The organism is Allomuricauda sp. TY007 (genome assembly GCF_010468565.1).
Lineage (GTDB): Bacteria > Bacteroidota > Bacteroidia > Flavobacteriales > Flavobacteriaceae > Flagellimonas.
In genome coordinates this window covers 1-26391 of sequence record NZ_WUEG01000017.1, presented here as the reverse complement: position 1 = coordinate 26391, position 26391 = coordinate 1, and the positions used below count along the sequence as shown (strand labels likewise).

General features: G+C 41.7%; 20 protein-coding genes, 1 tRNA gene and 1 rRNA gene. 8 read left to right on the top strand and 14 right to left on the bottom strand.

Features of this window, described 5'->3' with window-relative positions:
- Positions 1-86: 86 nt before the first annotated feature.
- From GO009_RS15645 to GO009_RS15625, 5 genes are all read left to right on the top strand, one after another.
- Positions 87-707 carry a dihydrofolate reductase family protein gene (locus GO009_RS15645; RefSeq protein ID WP_163627562.1) on the top strand — a complete coding sequence of 207 codons (621 nt, stop codon included), beginning with the start codon at positions 87-89 and terminating at the stop codon, positions 705-707.
- Positions 708-762: 55 nt separating this feature from the next.
- Entirely contained in the window at positions 763-1848 is a 1086-nt protein-coding gene (locus GO009_RS15640; protein WP_163627560.1) for an alpha/beta fold hydrolase, read from the top strand.
- Positions 1849-1920: 72 nt separating this feature from the next.
- The gene (locus tag GO009_RS15635) at positions 1921-2190 is read left to right on the top strand and encodes a gamma carbonic anhydrase family protein (protein WP_203532467.1); all 270 of its coding nucleotides are present in this window, start codon (positions 1921-1923) and stop codon (positions 2188-2190) included.
- A gap of 267 nt (positions 2191-2457) precedes the next feature.
- Positions 2458-3192 (top strand): helix-turn-helix transcriptional regulator, encoded by a 735-nt coding sequence (locus GO009_RS15630; protein WP_163627558.1) that lies wholly within the window; start codon positions 2458-2460, stop codon positions 3190-3192.
- 73 nt (positions 3193-3265) lie between these two features.
- Positions 3266-3799, top strand: a complete 534-nt coding sequence (locus GO009_RS15625) for a dihydrofolate reductase family protein (protein WP_163627556.1) — start codon at positions 3266-3268, stop codon at positions 3797-3799.
- A gap of 656 nt (positions 3800-4455) precedes the next feature.
- Here the strand turns inward: GO009_RS15625 and GO009_RS15615 are convergent.
- The 13 genes from GO009_RS15615 to nhaD all read right to left on the bottom strand — a co-directional run bounded on the left by GO009_RS15615 (position 4456) and on the right by nhaD (position 18479).
- Positions 4456-7539, bottom strand: a complete 3084-nt coding sequence (locus GO009_RS15615; RefSeq protein ID WP_163627552.1) for an efflux RND transporter permease subunit — start codon at positions 7537-7539, stop codon at positions 4456-4458.
- A gap of 12 nt (positions 7540-7551) precedes the next feature.
- A complete protein-coding gene (locus GO009_RS15610) occupies positions 7552-9057 on the bottom strand; it encodes an efflux RND transporter periplasmic adaptor subunit (RefSeq protein WP_163627550.1) in 1506 nt (501 codons plus the stop codon).
- 11 nt (positions 9058-9068) lie between these two features.
- On the bottom strand, positions 9069-9314 hold the full coding sequence (locus GO009_RS15605) for a hypothetical protein (protein WP_163627548.1): 246 nt from the start codon (positions 9312-9314) through the stop codon (positions 9069-9071).
- Between the two features lie 19 nt (positions 9315-9333).
- Complete coding sequence (locus GO009_RS15600) at positions 9334-10518, bottom strand: TolC family protein (RefSeq protein ID WP_163627546.1); 1185 nt, start codon at positions 10516-10518, stop codon at positions 9334-9336.
- 81 nt (positions 10519-10599) lie between these two features.
- Entirely contained in the window at positions 10600-11028 is a 429-nt protein-coding gene (locus GO009_RS15595; protein ID WP_163627544.1) for a hypothetical protein, read from the bottom strand.
- A gap of 214 nt (positions 11029-11242) precedes the next feature.
- Positions 11243-11809: a BfmA/BtgA family mobilization protein gene (locus tag GO009_RS15590; RefSeq protein WP_163627542.1), complete on the bottom strand. Its 567-nt coding sequence runs from the start codon at positions 11807-11809 to the stop codon at positions 11243-11245.
- A 392-nt stretch (positions 11810-12201) separates the two neighbouring features.
- Positions 12202-13473 (bottom strand): site-specific integrase, encoded by a 1272-nt coding sequence (locus GO009_RS15585; RefSeq protein WP_163627540.1) that lies wholly within the window; start codon positions 13471-13473, stop codon positions 12202-12204.
- Between the two features lie 230 nt (positions 13474-13703).
- Positions 13704-13778: transfer RNA gene (locus tag GO009_RS15580), tRNA-Val, on the bottom strand.
- A gap of 69 nt (positions 13779-13847) precedes the next feature.
- On the bottom strand, positions 13848-15059 hold the full coding sequence (locus GO009_RS15575; RefSeq protein WP_163627538.1) for a folylpolyglutamate synthase/dihydrofolate synthase family protein: 1212 nt from the start codon (positions 15057-15059) through the stop codon (positions 13848-13850).
- The gene (locus GO009_RS15570; RefSeq protein ID WP_163627536.1) at positions 15059-15943 is read right to left on the bottom strand and encodes an energy transducer TonB; all 885 of its coding nucleotides are present in this window, start codon (positions 15941-15943) and stop codon (positions 15059-15061) included. The genes GO009_RS15575 and GO009_RS15570 overlap by 1 nt, the downstream gene beginning before the upstream one ends.
- The gene (locus GO009_RS15565) at positions 15943-16329 is read right to left on the bottom strand and encodes a biopolymer transporter ExbD (RefSeq protein WP_014032087.1); all 387 of its coding nucleotides are present in this window, start codon (positions 16327-16329) and stop codon (positions 15943-15945) included. Before GO009_RS15565 ends, GO009_RS15570 begins: the two co-directional genes overlap by 1 nt.
- A 10-nt stretch (positions 16330-16339) precedes the next feature.
- On the bottom strand, positions 16340-17032 hold the full coding sequence (locus GO009_RS15560; RefSeq protein WP_014032088.1) for a MotA/TolQ/ExbB proton channel family protein: 693 nt from the start codon (positions 17030-17032) through the stop codon (positions 16340-16342).
- 58 nt (positions 17033-17090) lie between these two features.
- Positions 17091-18479 carry a sodium:proton antiporter NhaD gene (gene nhaD / locus GO009_RS15555; protein WP_163627534.1) on the bottom strand — a complete coding sequence of 463 codons (1389 nt, stop codon included), beginning with the start codon at positions 18477-18479 and terminating at the stop codon, positions 17091-17093.
- A gap of 236 nt (positions 18480-18715) precedes the next feature.
- On the opposite strand from nhaD, the gene GO009_RS15550 reads away from it, so the two are divergent.
- The 3 genes from GO009_RS15550 to GO009_RS15540 all read left to right on the top strand — a co-directional run bounded on the left by GO009_RS15550 (position 18716) and on the right by GO009_RS15540 (position 26146).
- Entirely contained in the window at positions 18716-19858 is a 1143-nt protein-coding gene (locus tag GO009_RS15550) for an acyl-CoA dehydrogenase (protein WP_163627532.1), read from the top strand.
- 307 nt (positions 19859-20165) lie between these two features.
- On the top strand, positions 20166-24671 hold the full coding sequence (gltB, locus tag GO009_RS15545) for a glutamate synthase large subunit (protein ID WP_163627531.1): 4506 nt from the start codon (positions 20166-20168) through the stop codon (positions 24669-24671).
- Positions 24672-24679: 8 nt separating this feature from the next.
- The gene (locus tag GO009_RS15540; RefSeq protein ID WP_163627529.1) at positions 24680-26146 is read left to right on the top strand and encodes a glutamate synthase subunit beta; all 1467 of its coding nucleotides are present in this window, start codon (positions 24680-24682) and stop codon (positions 26144-26146) included.
- 144 nt (positions 26147-26290) lie between these two features.
- On the opposite strand, the gene rrf is transcribed toward GO009_RS15540, so the two are convergent.
- Positions 26291-26391 (bottom strand): 5S ribosomal RNA (rrf, locus tag GO009_RS15535); the annotation flags it as partial.

Here is a 26391-nt window from a genome sequence, read left to right as displayed (position 1 = left end):
TAAGTTGATAATTAAGGAATTAGTAAAACCCTTACTCCATATAGAAACACTAGGCAGCAAACCACTTTAACAAAATAAACAAACCTATGAGTAAAATTATCTTTGACTGTGCCATTTCATTGGACGGCTATTTTGCAGGCGAAAATAGAAGCCCTGACAATCCCATGGGAGGGGTCGCAGGAGAACTTCATCAATGGATGTTCAAGCAAAAAGCATTTTGGAAACACATTAAAATGGAAGGCGGTGAAGAGTACGGTCCCGATAGCAAGTTGATCGATGATGTGTTTGCACGGACAGGTTCCTATATCATGGGCAAGAGAATGTTCGAGGAAGGCGAGGTTCATTGGGCGGAAGACCTGTACGAAGCGGATGTCTATGTACTGACCCATGAAAAACGGGAACCTTGGGTACAAAAGGGATCAACAACCTTTTACTTCATCAACGATGGCATTGAGAGCGCCTTGGAAAAAGCCAAATATTCAGCTCAAGGTAAAGATATTAGAATCCAAGGTGGGGCCGATACCATCCAACAATTTCTCAAGGCTGGACTTGTGGATGAGTTCATGATCCATATCGCACCGGTATTTTTAGGAAGCGGAGTCCGACTTTTTGATGGCATGGATAAGGACCAATATGACATTAATATAGAAGAGGTTATCCCCGCTGAACTGACCACCCATTTGCGATATAGCCTGACAAAAAAGTAAAGACTCGCTCAGCTCTATACCAATATACCGGTATGTAAATCAAATATCATCGGTTATGAAAAAGTATCTCATTTATATCATCGCGGTCCTTGCCTTTCAAACCACAAATGGGCAAACCGCATCGGACACCTTATATAATCCCAGTAGGGCTATCATTGCCGATTTGGATTCCATTGTAACCCCTAAAGGCATCCAAGAAAACTTCCAGTTGGACATTGGAGGGGTCGAACAATGGGTATATGCCCGTGGAAATGATAAGGACAACCCTGTCATCCTTATGGTGCATGGTGGCCCGGCATCACCCCTGGCCCCCTTGGCATGGACCTTTCAACGCCCGATTGAGGAATACTTTACCGTGGTCAACTACGACCAAAGGGGATCGGGAAAAACCTACCGTGACAATGATACCATTTCACTGGGTAAGACCATTCATATCGAGCAATATGTTGACGATGCCATCGCGATAGCAGAAAAGATAAGCAACAGGTACCAAAAGAAAAAGGTGTTCCTGTTGGGCCATAGTTGGGGTACCATTGTTGGCTTAAAAGCAGCACTTCGCCGCCCCGACCTATTTCATGCCTATATCGGTGTGGGGCAGGTCATCAAACCTGTGGAAAATGAGCGATTGAGCTTTGCATATGGATTAAGGGAAGCCAAAAAACGAAATAACCAAAAAGCGGTCGAGGAACTGATGTCGATTGCCCCATACCCGGGTACGGAACCCTTGACCAGACATCGGATCGTTATCGCCAGAAAATGGGCGCAGTACTATGGTGGACTGGCCGCTTATCGCCATGAATTTGATTTTTTCTTCAAAGCTCCCCTACTTTCCCCCGAATACGATCGTGATGATGTCAGGGCCATCAATCAAGGGAATGTCTTCACCTTGGGAAAAATCCTTGATGAATTTCTTTCCGTGGATTTCACCCAGGTAACCACCTTTCCCATACCCGTGTTCCAATTCATGGGCAAACATGATTACACGACACCGACCCAACCGACAGCAGATTGGCTCGAACAGGTCAAGGCTCCTTATAAAAAGGCCGTTTGGTTCCACGACTCTTCACACCTACTGCCCATGGAAGAACCGGGGAAATTCCTATTGGAACTGGTCACCCAGGTACGCCCCTTGGCCGAATAGCTCAAATGTAAAAAAGCAGTGTATTGAACTGCAATGTATAACAATGAGAACCAAGAGACCAACCAAAGTCTTATGATACTTGAACACAAGGGAAAGAAACCTTCAATCCATCCCACAGCCTATATTGCCCCCAATGCTACCATTTGTGGGGATGTAACCATCGGAGCAAATAGCAGAATCATGTTTGGAGCTCAAATCATTGCTGAAAACAATTCGATTTCGATAGGAGAAAATTGCATTGTATTGGAAAACGCCGTATTGCGGTCGGTCATTCCAGGTAAAAACTGTCACCCGACAAACACGAACAGATATGGTCCATTCAAAAAAAATTCCCCAATCTAGTTTATGGCATTGCAGAAAGAGACGCATTGACTATGGTAAATAAACAACTGTGCAGGACGATGTCGGAAAGGTTATCCGAACATCAAAAAGATAAAGTCATTACATTAAATGACACATAACCGTTGCCACAAGCAATTCCCTGTTCTTATTTATATTTGATATTTCCACCGGGCTTGGTGTGCACTTGCAAAGTTAATCGACAAAACACACCAATACGCATTGCAGAAGCCCGTTGCGTTCATTTGACCAAAAAACACGCAGCAACCAATGAAATACAAGAAATTAAAACCTTACAAGACATTGGCCCCCTTTATTCATTTCTATTGGGAACTGAAAGGAATGGGGCAGAAAAAACAGTGGGAACGGGTGTTTCCAGATGGTTGTGCCGGTGTACTAATGAATTTGGGAGCGCCTTGCTTAACTGACAACGGCGCTGTTTTATTGGAGTTTGGCAAAACCTACGTAGTTGGAGCCATGACTACATTCAAAGACAGTTTTATTGATTCCGACACCCATTTAATGGGTGCGTGTCTAAAACCTGCAACATTTTCAAATTTCTATAGCTTTAGCGCACAAAATGAACTAACGAACGACACGGTAGCATTTGAAAAGTCCAATTCATTCAATATTGATAATGTACGTAATAATCCATTCCATTATTTTGACCGGTTCTTTTCAGATCGAATAAAAAGCAAGAACAATCCCTTGCAATCCGTTATCAACACTATTCACTCAACAAACGGACAGATCAGTATCCACGAGTTGGCAAAACGAAATTGCATAACAGTAAGGCAGTTGGAGCGGAATTTCAAAAAACTCATTGGACTGTCCCCAAAAGAATATGCAAATATTATCCGTTTTCAGAACGCATTGAGGTTAATCAAAAATCCAGCTCAAAACCAGAGTTTATTGGATATAGCCTTTGAATGCGGGTACTATGACCATTCACATCTAACCAACGAAATCAAGCGAAACACAGGGCTGGTCCCATCACAACTTTGAAATGTCGCATTTTTACAAAGTATCCTTCATCAGCTACAACTAGTTTTGAAGAAGCAAAAAAAATTAAGAATCCATGCGTAAAATATCACTTTTCATTGCAACAAGTTTAGACGGTTATATTGCAAAGCCAAATAATGACCTCAGTTTCTTAAAATTGGTAGAAAAAGAGGGGGAGGATTATGGATATACTGAATTCACCAAAGAAATCGACACCTTGATCATTGGCAGAAAAACCTACGACTATGTGCTCAGCGAAATTGGAGCTTCCCATTACGACAATGGGCAACGGGATGTTTATGTCATTACACGAACGCCAAAACCCAAAATAGGAAGAACAACTTTTTATACAGGAAGTTTAGTCGATTTAGTTGAACGCTTAAAAGCGAAAAGCGGAAAGCATATTTATTGTGACGGTGGTGCAGAAGTGATAAACGAACTATTAAAAAATGATTTGATCGATGAACTTATTATTTCAGTCGTTCCTGTATTGTTAGGTAATGGAACCAGATTATTTCAAGATGGAAGACCTGAACAGCTCCTTGAATTCGTTACCGCAAAAACATTTGAAACGGGATTGGTACAACTGAAATACAAACGGAAAGAATAACCCCCCCAACAATATGTGGGTGTATTGCGTGAGAAAACGCAAAATTTTAACCTATGAACTATTAGCAATGATAATGATAAAGTAAAAAATCCCAGACGACGCTTATCGAGAATGTTACCCCATAACTGAAAAACAAAAATGATATGGACATGAACATAATTTTAGAAGCAACAGGACAAGTCGGTTCTGCCATCGTTGAAAATCTAAAGGATACTTTTCCAACCATTCATTGTTTACCGCCATCCTGACCATCTTTCTCAAACGCTGGATGTGCTTCATGGTCCCGTTGTTCGAAAGCCTTCCATGGTGGTGGATTGGATGTAGTTTGCAAACCAAAACATATCAAATCAAACCAATTCAAATGAATGCCTTAAAACGTCAAAACCTTGCAAATCAATGAGATATGCAAGGTTTTGTTTTCGTTTGAACTGTAAAAGTGGGCGCTGAGGGATTCGAACCATCCCTGCAACCCCTTGTTTTTATTGAGTTTATCCTTGCTTATGCTTTGGTTACTAACCGAATTACAGATAATTTATAATACTCTACCTTCGTAGACTATAAAATTAACCATAAAATATTAAACCGGCTTTTAGCGTGTCATTTTCCTTTTAAAAATTAAGTGGGCTGCTCCAATATGAAGTAGCCCAATTTCCTTTTTATTTATTTTTGCTAATCACCAATTCATAAACACAAGGAATTACAATTAGGTTCAAAAGGGTCGCAGATAGCAACCCTCCCAAAATGACCACGGCCATCGGGCTTTGTATTTCACTGCCTGGTTGGCCTCCTTTCAAGGCCAAAGGAATCAATGCCAACCCTGTGGTAAAGGCCGTCATCAGAATAGGGTTTAACCTATCCAATGCCCCGGTTTTAATCAGATCTATTCCTGTTTTCCCTTCTTGTCGCAAATCTTCGTATCGAGATACCAAAAGAATACCATTTCGGGTTGCAATACCGAACAAGCTTATAAATCCAATGGTTGCTGCAATACTTACGATTCCAGATGTGAAATACACGATTAAAATACCACCAATCAATGCCAGAGGCAAATTGATGAGCACCACAAAGGCCAATTTTACATTTTTGAACTCATAATACAGCAACAGGAAAATGATACCAATGGCCAAAAATGCAGTGACCAATAACAATTGAGATGCTTTGGATTCACTTTCAAACTGTCCGCCGTATTGTACACGATACCCTTCAGGAAAGTTAATGGTACTGTTGACCACGTCTTCAATCTCGTTTACAGCACTTCGAAGATCTCTGCCCTGTACATTGGCGGCAATAACAATCTTACGCTGGACATCTTCTCGACTGATAGTATTTGGGCTGCTTACAGATCCTATGGTCGCCAATTCACCCAACACGGTCTGTCCGCCATTAGGAAGGCTTACCAAGGTATTTTTGAAGTTCTCAATATTATCACGAAAGGGTTTTTCGTAGCGTACCACCAAATCGAAATATTGTTGGCCCTCATAGATTTCGCCTACTTCCTCACCAGCAAACGCAATGTCCACTTGTTCCATCAAATTGCCAACTGTCATTCCGTATGCTGCCAATATTTGGCGTTTGGGTTTGATCCGAATTTGGGGAACTTCTATTTGCTGGTCAACCGCCACGTCTGCCAATCCATCAATGGATTTGATGTTTTGCTCCACCTGTTTTCCCAATTCAAACAAACGTTGTAAGTCAGAGCCAAAAATTTTGATCGCAATATTGGCACGCGTTCCCGATAGCATATGGTCTATACGGTGTGCAATAGGCTGCCCAAGGGTAATGTTAACCCCGGGCACCACACTCAATTTGGTACGGACTTCCTCGAAAAACGTTTCTTTGGTTTTACCATCCAATATAAATGGCACATCAATTTCGGCAGCATTGACCCCTTGTGCGTGTTCGTCCAGTTCCGCTCGGCCAGTTCTGCGGGTCACCACTTCAACTTCGGGCATTTCCAACAACAAGTTTTCTATTTGTTTCCCAGCCTTGTTACTTTCTTCCAGAGACATACCAGGAGGACCAACCGCACTGATCACCAATGAACCTTCATTGAACTCAGGCAAAAAACTCCTTCCCAATTGGGTTGCCAATGCCAAACTCAAAACAAAAGCAATCACAGTTACACCTATCACCGTCTTTGGGAACTTGATCACCTTGTCGAGTGTGTTTGCATAACGTTTTTGAAGCCATTGTTCCACTTTTGTGCCCTCGGCTTGCTTGTTCAACAGCTTTTCGTTGTTCAGCAAATACGAACATAGCACAGGGGTTACTGTAACTGCAACAATCAAGGAAGTTAATACAGATGTTACAAAAGCAATCCCGAGCGGTTGTAATAATCTACCTTCCATTCCACTCAAAAAGAACAGAGGCACGAACGAAACAATTATGATCAAGGTCGCTATGATGATGGAACTTCGAATTTCCACGGAAGCATCACGTACTACGGTAATTACCGATTGTTGTGCTTCTTTTGGTAAACGACTGTTTTCTCGCAAACGTTTATAAACGTTTTCCACATCAATAATCGCATCATCCACCAAAGCACCAATGGCAATGGCCATACCGCCTAAACTCATGGTGTTTATGGTATATCCCATTAGTTTTAAGATGATGATTGATACTAATAATGAAATGGGAATTGCCAACAAAGAAATTACCGTGGTACGCCAGTTCATCAAAAAAATGAACAATACAATAACCACGAAAAATGCACCTTCCAACAATGTCGAATTTAGATTGCTTATGGAAGCTTCAATAAAATCAGCCTGTCTGAAAATCTGGCTTTTGATTTCTACCCCTTTTGGCAGGGTTTTCTGCAAATCTGCAATAGCCTCATCCAATTGTTCGGTCAATTTTAAAGTATTGACATCGGGTTGTTTAGAAATGGTCAAAATCACTGATTCCTTCCCATTCAATGAGCCATCTCCAATCTTGTCCGATGCCCCGATCTGTACGGTAGCTACATCTTTGATTTTAATGGTCTGACCGTTGATTTGCTTTAAAACAGCTTCCTGTAAATCTTCCAAAGCATAGGCCCTGCCACTTCCTTTAATGATGTATTGATTGCCGTACTGATTCACTATACCACCAGGAGCATTTACATTGGCTTCCTTAACGTGCTCTACCAGTTCTGACAAGCTCACGTTGTAGTGCTTCAGCTTTTCGGGATTGGCAAATACTTGGTATTGCTTGTACTCACCACCAATAACCACCACATTGGCGATTCCTCCTATTGCCTTGATGCGTGGGCGAATCGTCCAGTCGGATAGGGTACGTAATTCCATAGGTGACAAACTATCGGAGGTGACACCCAATAACATGATTTCTCCCATGATGGATGAAATAGGTGCCATAGTTGGTGCGCCGATACCTTCAGGCAGATTTTCACGAACCATCGGGATGCGTTCGCTTACAATTTGGCGCGCGCGATATATATCCGTACCCCATTCAAATTCCACCCAGACAATGGAAATACCCGCTGCCGATGAGGAGCGAATACGTCTTACATTGGGCGAACCGTTCAGGGCGGTTTCCAATTGATAGGTCACCAGTTTTTCCACTTCTTCCGATTCCATGCCATGGGCTTCGGTAAGAATGGTTACCGTAGGTGCTGTGAGGTCTGGGAATACATCAACATTCATTGTTTTTGCATAGTACACTCCCAATACACTCAACACTACGGCTCCCAACAAAATCAGCAAACGATTATGTAGGGAACTATTTAATATTTTAGTCAACATAATTTTTGCTTTTTAATGTTCATGGCCATGTGCAGGGGTTGTTCCTGACATGGAAGCCATTTTTACCTGATACGCACCTGTGGTTACCACAACATCACCAGCTTCCAAACCTTTTAAGACCTCTACATTTTCACCATTGCGTTTACCTATGGTAATTGATCTCCGTTCAAAGCTTTCTCCCGAAAGTTGCACCATAACCGAATAGTTACCGTAATCTTCCAGTAAGGCCGATTCGGGAACAATTGTGGTTTGTTTACCATCACCCATTGCAATCTGTACTTGGGTTAAACTACCGTCTGGAACTGCAATAATGTCGTTCACTCTGGCAAATACTGAAATCAATGGACTCTCCATTTCCACATCTTTTGAAATGGATAGGATTTCACCATCTGAATCTGAAATATTTTTCCAATCACCAGTTTCCGTTTGATACCATAAACCTTTGATATTTTCCATGGTCAAACCATAGGTGGGTGCAATCTGCGATTTCAACACTTTTGAATCCTCTGTTGCCACACTGATCAATACAGCTCCCTGCTCTACATAATCACCATTGGCCACATTTACAGATCTTATGAAACCATTAAAAGGTGCTCGAATCTGTTTACTGTCTCCCGACACTCCCGAAGCAATGGATTGATATTCTGCTTTTGCTATGGCATAATTACTTTCCACTTTTTCAAATGCAGCCTTTGGAATGATCTTGCTCTCGTAGAGTTCCTTTTTTCTGTTGTATTCCGATGCTGCCTGATCATAATTAGCCTTTGCTTTGGCCACCTCGGCACTTAAATTATTGGATGCCAGTCCTTGGCTGCTCACGTTTAATAGCAATTGTCCTCTTGTTACCTCCATACCCTCTGTAAGGTTTAAAGTTGAGAAGTTGACGGTTCCGTTGGCCGTTGCCACCATTGTTTTTAATGCCCCTTGGGCTGGCTGCCAAACCCCAGAGGTTTTGATAACATCATATATTTCACCTTTTGTTACAGGTTCAGTTTGGAAAGCTGTTTTCCAAGCCTGTTCTTTCAAAAATGAAATGGATCCATCCTCTCCCGCTTCACCCAAAGCTTCTTTGGCTTCGTCCAAACTGGCATAGACCATAATATCCTCGATTACGATTTTATCAGTGTATTGCGGGGTGGTAAGATCAAAAATCAATTGATGTTCCCCAGATCCTGTGGGCTGAAGCAGTGGAGAAAATATACCTGGTGACGAGGGAGCGTCCGCAGTTGACCGTATTCCTTTTTCTCCTTTGACCAGACTTACCGTAACCGAACCTTCCCGTACTGGCTGATGTTTGTCCAATACAGTAAAATGTGCGGCGAACTTGCTCGGTTGTCCAACAATCAATGCTGGGAACTCTACAAACAGTTCGGTGTCATCTGTCCAAATGGTATAATCCAAACGAGGCGTTTCATCCCCTACATGGCTGCCATCTGGGTTATGGGCATGATCTTCTTCGTTATTTTGTTTACAAGCTGTTGCCATTAAGGCAAGCACAATTATTAAATACTTTTTCATTGAATTGTTTTTTAGTGATCGTGGTGTGTTTCTCCGTCCTCGTGGGTATGGGTGCCCTCTTCAGTTTTTACGGAGTCCTTATCCATGGTAAATTCCTCTTGTTTAACTTCTTCCTGTTCGTGCTTATGGTCTGCACCTTCCCCATGGGTATGTCCATGGTCGTCTTTGGGTTCTTCTTTTTTGGTGTCGCGACATCCTGTAATTCCTATTGCAATGATTACCATTGATGCCATTAAAATTTTTGATACTGTTTTCATCTTTTTGTTTTTTAAGGTGTTACAATTGATGTATTAATAATTGTGCTTGTAATTGCTGTAATTGTTTTTCCATTTCCAACATCCTATCGGTTGCATCCCGATAAAACTGAACTTCCATATAATATTCCAAAAAGGAATATTCCCCCAGACTATAGGCTTTAAATAAAAGTGCTTCGCTATCTAGGTTGGATAGGGTTTCTTGATATTCGGTGTATTTGTTGAACAACAAAAGGTACTGGTTGTATTCTTGTTGAAATTGTGAATACATCAATGCCCTTGTTACTTCTGAATTGGTTTGCTGATACTCAAAGTCGGCCTTCGCCGCCTTGACTTTGTTTTTACTGTTCCATAAGGGAATGGACAAACCGCCAAATACCCCAGAATAATCATTGCCATTCACACCTTGGTAGTTATATCCCAATGAGATATTAGGAAGGACTTTGTTCTTTTCCAGTTTGACGTTCTGGAAAGCAGAAGCTTCATTAGCTTGAAGTTCAGTCAATCTTGGGTCATTGGCCAGTTTTTCACTCCAAATTGTCTCAATGCTTTGTAATTGGACAGGACTGTCCAACTGCAAATCATTCATTTCAATGGATTGGCCACCATTTAGCGTTTGCAATTCGGTCAGTTGGTTTTGTATATCTGCTTGTATCTGTTCCACAACAAACTGTTCCTGTATCCAAGCTACTTTAGCCTTGTTGAGATCCAAAATTCCAACCTGTTCCTTATTGTACATTTCCTGGATTTGTTGGAAGACCTCCAAACTTTGGGTTTTCCGGACCTCTTCAATCTCCAGCCTTTTTCGAAGCATGTTCAGATTGATCAAACCCTTCTTCGCATTCAACAATATTTCTTGACGCTTTTTGGTATACATCGCTTCCAATTGATCCTCTTGAAGCTTGTTCCATTTATTGCGTGCCAAATACACTGTGGGAAACTCAAAGGATTGTGATACTTCAAATTCTGAATAATCGTCCGATTGGTGTTCACCAAACGGTAAATAATACCCAAGAACTTCTGGATTCGGTAAATTGTTGCCACTTTCATTTAACAGTTGCTGCCCATTGATATATGACTGGTAGGCCTTCAACTCTTTATTGTTCTGTTCTATTTGGCTTAGTACTTTCTCCATCTCAGTGGATTGTGAAAACACTTTACCAAAAAACAGGTATACGCAAAGAGCGCATACGAATTTAAATTTCATAATGATTTTGTTTAGGTTTATCAAAAATTGAGAAACAAACAAACTGATCCAATTACTAGTGGAATCAGTTTGCCTTCTTGATTAACCTAATGAAGGGGGTCCCCGGAGTGAATAATTGAATAAATACGCTTTTCGAAGCTTGTCTGGTGGACGATACCATTTCTTAACTATGGTATCTGATTTATAAAAAGTATAAATGACCAGCTTAGGAAATCGCGTTTTTGCTATTAATTTTTCTACGGAAACTTTTTCGACTGTTCTTTGCTTCAATACCAATATATCGGTCGTGGTATTGGTATGGGCATGCATTTCAAAAAACCAATCCAGGAATCCTTTTGTTGGATTTTCTTTTTCCGTTTCATCGGAATGATGGTCGTGATGGTTATGTGCCACATCATGATGATGCTCCTCTACATGTTGATGATGCCAGTGTGGTACTACTTTGTGCATCAAAAGCATACTGAGTATCCCCAGAAAGAAAAGTGCCTTTATGTTTCGGTATTTTCGCATCTGATTCAAAGATAGGAAACTATATAGAATCCGTGAAGACGTTTTTCAGTGGAATCTATGTTCGTTTTAAACAAAATGCTCTCAAAACCTTGGTATGAAATAGAAATCGATATAAGGGCGAACGCAACGAAGTGGAGTGCTGCAAGCCCCAAATCTTGCCAAACTAACCTTACTGAGCGAGGCAATTTTATCTATTAACGATATAGTCTCCTCATCATTTGAGGTAATCCAATGGTCTGTTTGCTTCACGTCTATATCGTTCCAACCGCCCTTCCGTTATTTCAAGCTTCAGATAGCTTTTCCCAAAACTGCTCTTGACCACCTTGACATTATCAAGTATACTATTTAAATCCGATTGGAGCGAGGCCGCCTTTTCCTCCAACCGATCATACTTGATTTTCGGAACAGTTACTTCACCCTCGAACACTGGGTCTGGCTTTGGTGGATTCTTTTCGATCATGTCCTCAAGAAAATCATCCCCATCTTCATCATTGTCCAATTCCTGATTGAACAGGGCCTGCATCATACCAATGGTGGGCAAGGTTTGGTTCTTTTCAATGTCCCTGATTATGGCAATGACCGCATCTGTCCGTTTCCTGTTTTTAATGATCTCTTGACCTATGCTCTTTTCAAATCTTTCAGATGGCATAAAACCGTGCCACTCAAAAAAGTCCATTACCATATCCAAGGTATGGGAATAACTCTTGCCCACTTTTCTTGAAAAGACCTTGAATCTTAATAGTGTCCTTTTCTTTATTCGTACTGCTCTAAAATCGTCCATAATACATGTTTTAAAGGGCTCAATTGTTACAATTTTGTTCAGTAATTACATGTACTTTCAACGTTTTTGCAACAATAAAAACCGTAATCTCTGAATTCAAACATTTCCAAAAACCCTTACAAACAGGGCTTTTCCGAAGGAAAATGAATCAATAGCGCCGCTTTAGCGCGCTATCCTCTTGCTTTTCAACTTAGTGTCGCCAAGGCGACGCTAAATAGAAAACTTTTGCCAAAGCAGGTTGTAGATTGCGCCCTATCAGTTTTTTGCTCAACGCTTATCTTCCCGAACACTACAAAAACCCGATAGGAACCAAGCGCAAAAGTCTGGGTAAGATTGGGACTAAAAATCTTCGATAGTTTCGGCACCCTAATCATTGCAATGAATTCTCAAGGTTAAAAGACAGAGTTACCAAACTTCTCGTTATCATCAATTGAATCTGAGAAATTAGATTCCAGAATTGATTCCAAACCACTCATATCCTCACTGATTTTTTTATCCAAGACCCGCGCATAAATTTGGGTCGTGGCCAATTCTGAATGTCCTAATATTTTGGAAACCGTCTCGATAGGTACTCCATTGCTTAATGTAATGGTGGTGGCAAAGGTGTGTCTCGCCATATGGAAAGTTATGTGTTTATTGATATGGCATGAATCCGCAATCTCCTTCAGATAGCTATTTAATTTTTGATTGGAAATTCTGGGAAATAATTTATTTGTACGCCTTTTCGGATGATAGTGATATCTCTTAACAATCGACAATGCCGGTCCCATTAAAGGCAACTTGAAGCTGTTCTTGGTCTTTTGTCTTTTTGTACTTATCCAATGCTTTCCATCGATACCCAATACTAGATTGTCCTCATTAAGGTTCATTATATCACAATAGGCAATGCCCGTGTAGCAACTAAAAACAAATAAGTCTTTTACAATTCGTAACCGTTCAATCTTGGTTTGGAAATCCAGAATTTTACGTAATTCTTCCAAGGTCAAAAAATCCCTTTCCTTTTTCTCCATCCTAATCTTAAATTTTTGAAAAGGATATTTTTCTATCCATTCATTGTTTACAGCCATTCTGACCATCTTTCTCAAACGTTGGATATGTTTCATTGCTCCGTTGTTCGAAAGTCTACCATGATGGTGAATAGGGTGTAGTTTTCGCAAGTAGGTCTCGAAACCCACAACAAACTGATGGTTGAGCTGTGACAATCTGTAATCATCACATTTATAGTGCTTCTTCAGATAGCCCAATAAATACTTCTGGGTGGTTTTATAATGGCTCAGGGTCGCTTTACCCAGATTATGTGCGCCATGGAGGTTATGGTGCTCAAATAGGGCTGTTAACGTCATTTGGTTCTCATCCTCCCCGAAATACTTCGCCTTGACCATTTGCGGTGTAATGTGGGTTGTTTTGGATCGTAATTCACGGTAGCATTGGAAAAGTTCGGTTTCAACCTCCATTAAATAGGCGTTGATTTCCTGCGCTTCCGTTGTGCGCCCCAGAACCCTCGATCCCTTTCGGTCCCAACTTTCTGCAGGAATGGTGTATTTGAGGCTCATGTTAACTCGTTGTGAATCAACGGTGATACGGGCATAAATCTTAGCGGTTCCGTCATTCCGCCGGGCAGTGCTTATCCAAAAACTGATTGAAAATGTAGACCGAGTTCTCATAGGTTTTGTGTTAAATTGAACGAAAATCACCTACGAAAGTCAAATACTAAGTTGCTGTAATATAGTAATTTACAGGCTTATTCGGTTAACACTTTTCACAAAAAAATTTACTAACCGAATTGCAAACCAAAACATATCAAATCAAACCAATTCAAATAAAGGCCTAAAACGTCAAAACCTTGCAAATCAATAAGATATGCAAGGTTTTGTTTTTGTTTAAACTCTAAAAGTGGGCGCTGAGGGATTCGAACCCCCGACCCCCTCGGTGTAAACGAGGTGCTCTGAACCAACTGAGCTAAGCGCCCATTATTTTCCGTAATGGGAGTGCAAATATAAGACTGTTTTTGATTTATAAAACAAAAAAATGAAAAAAATTACACAACTTCAGCAACAACAAAAGTACTGCCACCTACATAGATCATATCGTCGCTTGTTGCATTTTTCAACGCTTTGTTCAATCCTTTTTTTACAGACTTGCACACCTTTCCCTTAAGCCCCTCTTCTTGAGCAAGTTCCTCTAGCTGAACAGCATCCATGCCCCTCGGAATACTTGGTCTTACAAAATAATACTTGGCATCTTTGGGAAATAAAGGCAAAACGGACTTTACATCTTTATCTTTAACAAAACCAAGCACAATATGGAGTTGATCGTACGATTGTTTTTTCACTTGTTCCAAAACCATTTTAAGCCCTTCTTTGTTATGTGCTGTATCGCAAACCACCAAAGGTCTATGTTGTAGCACCTGCCATCTTCCCAAAAGACCGGTATTTTCCACAACTTTTGTGAGTCCGTCAGAAATAGCTCTTTCAGGAACTTCAAAATTCTTCAACTGACGAATACATGCCACTACTCCGTTAATATTTTTCTGCTGATATTCACCCAGTAAATCGGTTTTATACCCTGTGGCGGGTTGTTGATCCGCAAAAACAATGCTGGATCTACGCTGGTGGGCAATCAGGTTAAAAATCATCTTTGTTTCGGGTTGGGTTTCGCTTATGACCACTGGAACACTTGTTTTGATAATCCCTGCTTTTTCCAGCGCAATTTTTTCCAAAGTATCTCCCAAAAACTGGGTATGATCCATTCCAATATTAGTGATTAGCGACACTTCGGGCGTTATGATGTTGGTCGAATCGAGCCGCCCTCCCAATCCTACTTCGATTATGGCAACATCTACTTTTTCTTCCGCAAAATAGCTAAAAGCCATCCCTACGGTCATCTCAAAAAAAGAAAGCTTATGGTACTCAAAAAAGGTTTTTTTTTCCTCAATAAAATCTCTTACAAATCTCTTGCTGACAACTTTACCGTCTATTTTGATACGCTCCCTAAAATCTTTTAGGTGTGGTGAAGTATAAAGTCCGACCTTATAACCTGCCTCTTGAAGAATGGAGGCCAACATATGGCTACTGGACCCTTTGCCATTGGTTCCCGCAACGTGAATACTTTTAAATTTTTTCTCAGGATTCTCCAGCACATTGCACAAATGGATGATGTTGTCCAACTTAGCATTCAATGCCGCCGCACCTTTCTGCTGGTACATCGGAAGTTGTCCGAACATCCAGTCCAATGTTTCTTGGTACGTCACTACTGCCCCAATTTAAAGTTGACAACCACAAAACCTATCTGTTGTGCCGGGGCATTCGAATCCGAATTCCATTTATGGAGCAGTGCCGTTTTACGGGCAGGTTCCAACAGACATGGAGCGTTGTTTGTGGTACCTTTTACACCGGGCTCGGCCTTGATGACTTTCCCGGACCTGTCAACGGTAATCCTTACCCAGACCACACCCGCTTCATCGCATTCCTGTCGAACTTTTCCGCTATCTGCCAAAGACCTTCCCTTCAACCCATAACCAGCACCTCCATTTCCAACTCCAGGCGCACCATAATAAGTGGGGGCATATGGGTCGCCATCGGGTTGTCCCTTGTCCCCTGCACGATTATCATCACCTTCACTACCTGTTGCGGTACCGTCCGATTTTCCGATTCCACCGATAAGGGCATCCACACTTTTTTTCTTGGCCTCTTGCTCTTGTCGCTTACGCTCTTCGGCCTCCCGTTTTTCACGGGCAATACGTTCTACTTCGGCTTTGGCTTTTTCTGCTTCCTCCTCCGCTTTACGTTTGGCTTCTTCCTGTTGTCGCAGTTTAATGGTTTCCTCGTCATTACTTGTCAATACCTCTTCAACAGGGGCTTCTTCTACAACCGCTTCCTCAGGCTCGGCAGATTCTGCCACTTCTTGAGTTTCGGGTTGGCTTTGAACTTCCCTAGGCTCCGAACGCACTGGCTCCGTAGGCTGAACTTCACCACTTCCATAATCCATGGTTCCGAAATTGACGGCGATTCCATTTTCAATGGGCGGGTCTAGGTAGGTCAATCCAATATAAAAAAGCAATAGGAGCAGCGCGCTTAACAAAAGTGTTGTAAGCGTGAAGGATTTTTTCTTGTGTCTCGTATCTAAAAAGGACATTATTTTGGCCGCACTGCCAAGATAACCTTGTAACTGTTCCTGTTGGCAATGTCCATTACGTTGACCGCTTCTTTTATGGCCACGTTTTCTTCTGCTCTGAGGATGATTGTCGGCTTTTCTTGACCTTCAAGTGCCTTTTTTAATTCAATTTCAATGTATTCTTTGTTGATCTGCTCGTTGTTCACAAAATATTTCAAATCCTTATCAATGGTAACCGAAACATTCTGTGTGTTCGTCGATTTACCCTTTGCCTTTGGCAAAAGCAAATCCAGCGCATTCGGTGCATTGGACGTCAACATGAAAAACACCAACAACAAGAACACAATGTCCGTCATTGATGACATGCTGAATTCCGGGCTTATTTTGTTTCTTCCCTTCAGTTTCATAGCCAAAGGTTTATATAGGTTCGTTTAAAAGATCCAAGAACTCTACCGCATTGGCTTCCATTTGATGCACTACCTTATCGGTCCTGTTCACCAAGTGGTTGTAACCAATGTACGCGATAATACCAACCACCAAACCGGCAACCGTAGTGGTCATTGCCGTATAGATACCGGATGCCAATGAGCCCATTTCTGCCTGCCCGCCACTACTTGCCATTTCGTGGAATGCCAAAATCATACCAATTACGGTCCCTAAGAAACCAATCATTGGTGCAGCGCCGGCAACAGTGGCCAAAACACTTACATTCTTCTCGAGCTTGTACACCTCAAGTGTACCTGCGTTTTCAATGGAAGTGTTAATGTCGTCCAAAGGCTTGCCTATTCTGGCCACCCCTTTTTCGATAAGTCGCGCTACCGGAGAATCCGTTTGGGCACATAACAATTTTGCAGCTTCCAGTTTGCCATTGCTGATATGATCACGAATCTGGTTCATGAAATTCTTATCTATCTTGGACGCCGCCTTGATGGCAAAAATGCGTTCAAAATAAATATACATGGCTACAAAAAGAAGCACAAAAAGCACCACAATGATTATAACACTCCCTGCTCCTCCATTTACAATAAGATCTATTACGGATAAGGTCTTTTCTTCGGAAATTGAGGCTGTTGCCTCAGCACCTTCCGTTACTTCTTGAAAAATATTCATATAAAATCCCCAATTTTAAGTTGCAATTATAACGGAGATTTTTGAACTAAAGTATTTTTTAGAACAAATATCGCATCACCATAAAGCAAATTGCTCCGGCAATGAACCCTAAAAAGGCCAACCACGATATCTTTTTAAGATACCAGAAGAAGTCGATTTTCTCCATACCCATGGCAACAACACCTGCTGCCGAACCAATTATGAGCATACTTCCACCCGTTCCTGCCGAATAGGCGATAAAATGCCACAATTGATCATCCATTGGCTCGGAGAACATCCCCAAACTGGCAGCTACCAAAGGCACATTATCTATAATTGCAGAACCAATACCCAATAGTACAACAACCAGGTCGGAAACTTGGGTTCCCGCCATTTCTGTTCCGATCAATGGCATTCCTTGCTTCAATCCTTCGGCAAAGTTGAACAAGAGACCGAGAGATTCCAAAGCGGCCACAGCCATTAAAATACCCAAGAAGAACAAAATACTGGGCAATTCTATCTTGGTTAAGGCACTATGCACCGGACTGTGGTGCGAATGGTCATCACTTTCTTGGTCTATGGAAGATATGGCGATTTTCTTGTTACTATAAATTTCAGCAAAAGTAGCCACTACTGCCAAGGACAACATCATCCCCACATAAGGCGGCAAATGGGTCACTGTTTTAAAAATCGGCACAAAAACAATGGCTGCCAAGCCCAAATAAAGCATTCTGGGGCCATATTTTGAGTTCGTTCCATCTTCTTCTTCATCTACATCAATTTCTCCTTTGAAAGCCGGGAGATAGGATGCAATAAAAGAAGGCACAAGCATACAAACCAAAGATGGTATCAACAAATGCTCAATAAGCATAGCTGTGGACACCTTATCGCCGATCCACAACATTGTGGTGGTAACATCTCCAATCGGTGACCAAGCGCCACCTGCGTTTGCAGCGATAATGATTAAACCAGCATACCAAAGCCTTACTTCTCGGTCCTTCACAATTTTCTGAAGGATAGAAATCAATACAATAGTTGCTGTAAGGTTATCTATAATGGCAGAAAGAATAAATGCCAAGAAAGAGAAAATCCAAAGAATCTTCTTTTTGCTCCTTGTTTTTACAAAAGATTTTATGGTGGCAAACCCATCAAAATAGTCGATAATCTCCACAATGGTCATCGCACCAAGTAGGAAGACCAAAATCTCTGCTGTTTTACCCAAATGATGCAAAAGAGTCTCCTCCATCAGCTCCATTTTTTCCTCATGGCCAAAAGACCCGAAGTTTTCCAACAATGCATGATTGCCAGAATCGAACCATGTGGTAAAGCCATCTATCCCAAAAGCCATCAAGGCCCACAAAATGGCCATCATGGCCAAGGCTGGAATAAGTTTATCTATTTTTAAATTATGTTCTAGGGTAATTGCCAAATATCCAATTACAAAAATGACAACTAAAAGGGTCTCCATGTTAAGTTTGGTTTAATTAAGGAATAATATTTATGAGTAGTTATCTGTGCGGCTAAAGATATTCAAAATGAATATTTCCGCATAATCTTATTGGTATAAAAAAATGTGAAAGAGAAATACCTATTTTTAAAAAAACATTTAAAATTTCAATCATTCTCATTTATTTACACTTATTTATACAATATTAATATTGTAAAGCTATATTTGCAGGTAGTTTTTAAATATTATTCAGTTTTATGGATTTCACACTTTCCGAAGAACAGTTAATGATACAACAAGCGGCAAAAGATTTTGCCCAAAATGAGCTTTTACCCGGAGTGATTGAACGCGACGAAAGCCAAAAATTTCCTAGTGACCTTGTTAAAAAAATGGGAGAACTGGGTTTTTTAGGAATGATGGTCAGCGAAAAATATGGTGGAAGCGGCCTTGACACTCTATCTTACGTATTGGCCATGGAAGAATTATCGAAAATTGATGCATCCGCTTCGGTAATGGTGTCAGTAAACAATTCTTTGGTTTGTTGGGGACTGGAAACCTACGGAACAGAGGAACAAAAAGAAAAATACCTGACCCCATTGGCCTCGGGAGAAATTATCGGTGCCTTTTGCCTTTCGGAGCCTGAAGCAGGAAGTGACGCCACTTCCCAAAAAACAACAGCCATGGACAAAGGCGACCATTACCTCTTAAATGGAACAAAAAACTGGATCACCAATGGGAATCAGGCCGAGGTTTACTTGGTAATTGCACAAACAGACAGAGATAAAGGCCATCGCGGCATAAATGCCTTGATTGTAGAGAAAGGCATGGAAGGTTTTGATATAGGCCCTAAAGAAAATAAACTGGGTATTCGGGGGAGCGATACACACTCCTTAATGTTCAACGATGTAAAAGTGCCCAAAGAAAACCGTATAGGCGAAGATGGCTTTGGGTTTAAGTTTGCCATGAAGACCTTGGCAGGCGGAAGAATAGGCATTGCAGCACAGGCCCTGGGCATTGCAGCTGGGGCATACGAACTGGCACTGCAGTATTCCAAACAGCGAAAAGCCTTTGGCACAGAAATTTCGAACCACCAAGCCATTGCCTTTAAATTAGCGGACATGCACACCAAAATTCAAGCAGCACGCCATTTGGTCTATCAAGCCGCATGCGATAAAGATGCAGGAAACGATTATACCCTTTCCGGAGCCATGGCCAAACTATATGCTTCCGAAGTTGCAATGGAAACCGCTGTTGAGGCCGTACAAATACATGGTGGAAACGGATATGTAAAAGAATACCATGTAGAACGCCTGATGCGGGATGCCAAAATCACCCAGATTTACGAAGGCACCTCCGAAATCCAAAAAATTGTAATCTCAAGAAGCATACTTAAAGATTAAACAACAAACACCCCTCCAAAAATAGGGGGGTGTTTATCACTAAAACGCTTTTTACTTACCGCACTCCATATTTTTAAGGAGCAAAAAGCCTCTAAACACGCCTTAGTGTTACCAATACTCTTTTTCAATAAGGGAAGAGAGCATTTTTGCTGCTCAATTTGATATAATGATAATTTAAGATTCCAAATTTTCCTAAATTGAGTTTTTTTCAACCTTTGAAACATTACGTTGATTATTTATCTGATAATCAATAAAAACCTTATAATTTATATATCAATTTTGATATTTTTGAGGAAATACGTTAATGATGAGATTGGAGAAACAAGGTTTATACTTACCAGAATTTGAGCATGATAACTGTGGTGCAGGTTTCATCTGCAGCCTAAAAGGAATTAAGTCCAACGACATAATACACAAAGCCCTCGAAATTCTGGATAAATTGGAACACAGAGGTGCCGTGAGTGCCGATGGGAAAACTGGGGACGGAGCAGGAATTTTGATTGATATACCCCATGATTTTTTCGTGGACACCTGCACTTTTGATCTACCAGAAGCAGGAGAATATGCCGTAGGAAATGTATTTCTACCTCAAAAGCAAAACCAGCGTAGTTTTTGCATAAAGGTTCTTGAAGAAAACATGGCTAAGCAAGGGCTTCAATTATTAGGTTGGAGAGATGTACCCGTTAACCGTTCCGTTCCAGGGCGGATAGCTGCCGAAACCGAACCTTATGTAATGCAGGTTTTTGTAGCAAAAGGGAAAGACTTGGATGATTTCCAGTTCAATCTTAAACTTTTTATCGCCCGTAAAATTACAGAGCACACCGTAATAAAAAGCAAACTATCGGAAAGGGATTTTTTCTACCTGCCCAGCCTATCCACAAAAATTATCATATTCAAAGGGCTTTTGGTTCCAAAGGATATAAGCAGGTATTACGAAGATCTTTTAGATCCTCGTGTTGTTACCCGCTTGGCATTGGTACACCAAAGATTCTCAACCAACACTTTCCCAATGTGGGATTTGGCTCAACCCTTTAGATACATGTGCCACAATGGAGAAATCAATACTTTACGAGGCAATGTTTCCCGTATGCGCTCGCGCGAAGAATTAATGGAAAGTGACTGGTTTGGTGAGGACATTAAAAAGATACTTCCCATTGTATTGCCAGCTAAGTCCGACTCCGCAAGCATGGATATGGTGGTCGAACTACTCCTGATGACAGGTCGCTCCTTGCCCGAAGTAATGATGATGTTGGTTCCCGAAGCCTGGGAAAAAAACCCCGATATGTCCGAGGCCAAAAGAGCATTTTACGAATACAACTCCTGCCTCATGGAACCATGGGACGGACCAGCATCCATTCCATTTACCGATGGAAATTATATAGGTGCCGTACTCGACAGGAACGGACTTCGTCCATCAAGATATTCAGTTACCAAACAAGGATATGTAATTATGTCCTCTGAGACGGGGGTCGTTGATCTACAGCCTGAAGATATTGAATTCCATGGCAGATTGGAGCCCGGAAAAATGTTCTTGGTGAACATGGAAGAAGGCAGAATTGTGAACGATGAGGAAATAAAAGAACATATTGCCAAAAAGCATCCATACAAAAAATGGTTAAAGGACAACTTGGTACACCTAAAGGAAATACCTTATAACGATTGCCCTGTTTTCTTTGGCGAATTCCCTTTGCAAACCCGAAGAACGGCCTTTGGATATACCCAAGAAGACATCAACACCATTATAATGCCCATGGCAGAAAATGGTAAAGAACCCATTGGTTCCATGGGTTCCGACACCCCAATTGCCGTACTTTCCGAGCGTCCGCAATTGATCTACAATTACTTTAAGCAACTATTTGCCCAGGTAACCAACCCACCATTGGATGGTATTCGGGAAGAATTGATTACAGATATCAGTCTCACACTTGGAAGCGACCATAACATTTTTGATTTTTCGGAATTACACTGCCGTAAGCTAAAAATCCAAAACCCTGTTATTTCCAAAGAGGATTTGGATAAAATCAAAAATTACGATGCCAGTCCGGATTATAAAGTTGTATCCATTTCAATGTTATATGAAATCAACAAAGGTCACAACGGACTGGAAGAAGCTTTGGACTCCATCTTACAACAAGCATCCGATGCCATTGATGATGATGCAAACATCATCATCTTATCGGATAGAATGGTGAGTGCCGAAATGGCTCCAATACCCGCGCTCTTGGCATGTTCCTATGTAAACAGCGGCTTAAGAAAATTGGGCAAACGCTCCAAATTAAGCATCATCATCGAATCTGCCGAACCACGTGAAGTGCATCATTTTGCCTTGTTGTTCGGTTTTGGAGCAAGTGCCATCAACCCTTATTTGGTAAACGAAATCATTGGGGAACAAATCGAAGAGAACGACATTACCGATTATACTTTCGAAGAAGCGGTCAAAAATTACAACAAGGCCATCGGTAAGGGGATACTCAAGGTAATGAACAAAATAGGGATATCTACCCTTAACTCCTACCGAGGTTCACAACTTTTCGAGTGTATCGGAATAAATACCACGGTTGTTGACAAATATTTTCCAAACACCCCTACCCGTATTCAGGGAATTGGGTTGTACGAAATAGAAAAAGAAGTAACCAAACGCCACAAAAAGGCATTCCTATCACAGCAAATAGCAGCCAATCTCGATATTGAGGTTGGCGGAGAGTATCGATGGAGAAGAAATGGCGAGAAGCACATGTTCAATCCATTAAGTGTCGCCATGCTTCAAAAATCGGTACGCAATAACGAGCCGGATACTTATAAAGAGTATTCCAAACTGGTCAATGAGCAATCCAAACACCTAATGACTATCCGCGGACTGTTCGAATTCTCGAACTACGACCCTATTCCCATTGAGGAAGTTGAGCCTTGGACAGAAATAGTAAAAAGGTTTAAAACTGGGGCCATGTCCTACGGAAGTATCAGCAAGGAAGCCCACGAAAATCTTGCGATTGCCATGAACCGAATTGGAGGCAAGAGTAATTCGGGTGAAGGAGGAGAGGATTCGGCTCGTTTCTATAAAAGTCAAACCGGAGACTGGAAAAACAGTGCCATCAAGCAGGTGGCCTCAGGTAGATTTGGGGTAACGTCCAACTACCTAACCAGTGCCCAAGAAATCCAGATTAAAATGGCACAAGGGGCAAAACCAGGTGAAGGTGGTCAGTTGCCAGGTCCAAAAGTAAACCCCGCCATTGCCAAAACAAGGAACTCGACCCCTTATGTTGGGTTGATTTCTCCACCTCCCCATCACGATATTTACTCCATTGAGGATTTATCACAGTTGATCTACGACTTAAAATCTGCTAACAGAGAGGCAAGGATCAATGTAAAATTAGTTTCCGAAGTTGGTGTGGGAACCGTGGCGGCAGGTGTCGCAAAAGCCAAGGCAGATGTTATTTTAATCTCAGGATTCGATGGAGGAACTGGGGCATCACCTTTAACCTCTTTGAAACATGCAGGACTTCCTTGGGAACTTGGAATTGCCGAAGCCCAACAAACTTTGGTGTTGAACGACCTACGCAACAGGGTAACCTTGGAATGTGACGGACAGTTAAAAACTGGTCGCGATGTTGCAATCGCATGCCTTTTGGGAGCAGAGGAATTCGGATTTGCCACGGCTCCGCTTGTAGCTTCTGGCTGTGTAATGATGCGTGTATGCCATTTGAACACATGCCCCGTGGGCATTGCCACACAGAACCCTGAACTTCGCAAAAAGTTTGAAGGAAAACCTGAGCACGTAGTCAATTACATGTATTTTGTGGCCCAAGAGCTTCGTGAAATTATGGCCAAACTTGGTTTTAGAACATTGAACGAAATGGTGGGCCAGGTTCAGAAATTGGACAGAAAAAAGGCCATTGAACATTACAAAGCAGCAGGCATCGACTTGACACCGATTCTTTATCAGGTTGATGTACCTGAAGGAACCAAGTTCCACAATACGGAAAAACAATATCACGAAATAGACAAGTCCATAGAATTTGAGATCATAGGCAAAGCCCACCCTGCCCTATTTAGAAAGGAAAAAACCACTTTGGATTTCCCTATCTACAATACGGATAGAGCTGTTGGGGCCATTATTAGTAATGAGATTTCAAAAATTTATGGAGCGGACGGCTTACCTGAAAACACCTTGAGATTGAACTTTACAGGTTCCGCTGGGCAAAGTTTTGGTGCTTTCGCTACTAAAGGACTTACCATGGTGGTCAACGGAAACACCAACGATTATCTTGGAAAAGGTTTGTCAGGAGCTAAATTGGTCATCAAAGTGCCCTTTAAGTCAACCATAAAACCAGAGGATAACATTATCACAGGAAATGTCACCTTATATGGTGCCACTTCGGGTGAAGCCTACATCAACGGTAAAGCAGGAGAGCGGTTCTGCGTAAGAAACTCTGGGGCCAAAGCAGTTGTTGAAGGAATTGGCGACCACGGATGTGAATATATGACAGGTGGCGTTGCCGTTATCCTTGGCTCAGTTGGAAGAAATTTCGGTGCAGGTATGAGCGGTGGTATCGCCTTTGTTTACGACAAGGACAATACATTCAGACAAAACTGTAACGGGGACCACTTAAATCTTCTTCCTGTTGATGAGGATAAAGACATCAAAGAATTGAAAGATTTGATAGAAAACCATTACAATGCCACCTTAAGTCCTTTGGCACAAAATATTCTTGAAAATTGGGAAAAATATCTTCCTAAGTTCATTAAAGTATTCCCAGAGGAATACCGTCAAGCACTTATTAGATTAGAAGAAGAAAAAATGCAAACCTTATAATTTGAGACATGGGAAAGATTACAGGATTTTTGGAATATGACAGAAAGGACGAAGCATACGCCCCTGTCAAAGAACGTATCAAAAACTATAAGGAGTTTACAAAACCTTTAAAAGAAAGTGAATTAAAAAATCAAGGAGCCCGTTGTATGGATTGTGGAATTCCATTTTGCCATAGCGGATGTCCTTTGGGCAATTTAATTCCCGATTTTAACGATGCAGTTTACAAAGGAAAGTGGGAAAAAGCTGCCGAGATACTTCATTCAACCAATAATTTTCCAGAATTTACAGGAAGATTATGTCCCGCACCATGCGAAGAAGCATGCGTATTGGGAATCAACGAGCCAGCCGTTTCCATAGAAAACATTGAAAAAAACATCGTAGAAACAGCCTTTAAGAACGGATGGGTAAAACCTGAAGCTCCATTGACCCGAACTGGAAAAAAAGTGGCCGTGATAGGCTCTGGACCAGCAGGTTTAGCTGCCGCTCAACAATTGAATCGTGCAGGCCATACCGTTACTGTTTTCGAAAGGGACGAAAAGCCCGGTGGGCTATTACGATATGGCATCCCAGATTTTAAGATGGAGAAAAACGTTATCGACAGAAGACTTGAGGTAATGGAACAAGAGGGCATTGAATTTAAAAATGGGGTTCATGTTGGAGTGGATATCACCGCAACAGAACTTCAAAAAGAATTTGATTCCATTGTACTTTGTGGAGGAGCAACGGTTAGGCGTAGTCTTCCCGTTCCTGGCGCAGATGCCAAAGGAGTAGTTCAAGCCATGGATTTTTTACCGCAGAACAACAGAAAAGTGGATGGTATCCCATTTAAGGGAGAAGATATTTCTGCAAAGGGCAAAAAAGTAATTGTAATAGGTGGCGGGGATACAGGGTCAGATTGTATTGGTACATCCATAAGGCAAGGGGCCATATCGGTCACAAATTTTGAAATCATGCCCAAAGGAACACCAGACCGCCCAGAAGGACAACCATGGCCTTTTTGGCCTATGCGTTTGCGCACCAGCTCTTCTCATAAAGAAGGTGCCGAACGTGTGTTCAGCATTTCCACGAAAAGGTTCAATACAAATAAAGAAGGCAACGTAACAAGTTTGGTAACTGTAGAAGTTGAATGGATCAAGCAACCTGGCCAACGACCCATGCTTAAAGAAGTAGAGGGCACAGAGAAAGAATGGGACTGTGATCTAGTCCTTTTGGCTCTGGGCTTTACAGGGTCGGAAACTACGGTTGCTGATCAACTAAATCTTGAAATGGACCCAAGAACCAACATTAAGGCTTCTGCAGCCGATTATAAAACCAATGTTCCCGGAGTTTTTGTGGCCGGCGACCAAAGAAGAGGACAATCACTTATTGTTTGGGCCATTTCTGAAGGAAGAGAAGCTGCACACTACGTGGATACATATTTAATGGGAAAATCGGATTTGCCCTTAAAAGGTGAGGGAGATCTACCCAGAGTATAAAAAAGCACGTAAATCTCAACTAAACTTACGTCACTCCTCTAGGCTTTTGCTTAGGGGAGTTTTTTTATTGTTGTGTGATGTGGTTAACAAACCATATTACCATCTAAAAACAAAAAAGCCCTTCACGTTTGTGAAGGGCTTTGAGGAAGGCGGCGACCTACTCTCCCACCTGGTGTGGCAGTACCATCGGCGCAAACGGGCTTAACTTCCCTGTTCGGAATGGAAAGGGGTGGGCCCCGTCGCCA